This window comes from Cupriavidus sp. GW823-FHT06D04, assembly GCF_058795055.1.
This window is the reverse complement of record NZ_JBXAHL010000129.1, coordinates 1-570: the sequence shown is the minus strand read 5'-3', so window position 1 is coordinate 570 and position 570 is coordinate 1. Positions and strand designations below refer to the sequence as shown.

Below are 570 nucleotides of genomic sequence, written 5' to 3'. Positions count from 1 at the left end.
GCCGCCGGTGACTTCGACTTCGGTCCAGAAGGGCAGGTCGTCGCCGTAGTAGTCCGAGTCGTACAGGAGGCCGCCGTGCTCCACCACCAGGCGGCGCGTGTTGGGGCTGTCGCGGCCGGTGTACCAGCCCAGCGGCAACTCGCCGGTCAGGTCCTTGATGATCTGCATGCCGATGCGCATGTGCTCGCGCTCGGTGGCTTCGTCGATGCCCTGGTAGTGGATCCAGCGCCAGCCGTGGCAGGCGATCTCATGGCCCAGTTCGACAAAGGCGCGGGTCAGTTCAGGATGGCGCTGCAGCGCCATCGACACGCCGAAGATGGTCAGCGGCAGGCCACGCTTCTCGAACTCGCGCAGCAGGCGCCAGACGCCGGCACGCGAGCCGTATTCGTAGATGCCCTCCATGCTCATGTGGCGGTCGGGGTAGGCCGCGGCGCCGACGATCTCGGAGAGGAACTGCTCGGAGGCGGCGTCGCCGTGCAGCACGCAGTTTTCGCCGCCTTCTTCGTAGTTGAGGACGAACTGCACCGCAACGCGCGCGCCGCCCGGCCAGCGGGCGTGCGGCGGCCGGGC

1 protein-coding gene is annotated in these 570 nt (G+C 68.6%); it reads right to left on the bottom strand.

All coding sequences use genetic code 11. The annotated features are described in order from the left end of the window. A partial coding sequence (locus AC1Q7H_RS39900; protein ID WP_492382521.1) for a polysaccharide deacetylase family protein occupies positions 1–570 on the bottom strand: 570 nt, incomplete at both ends.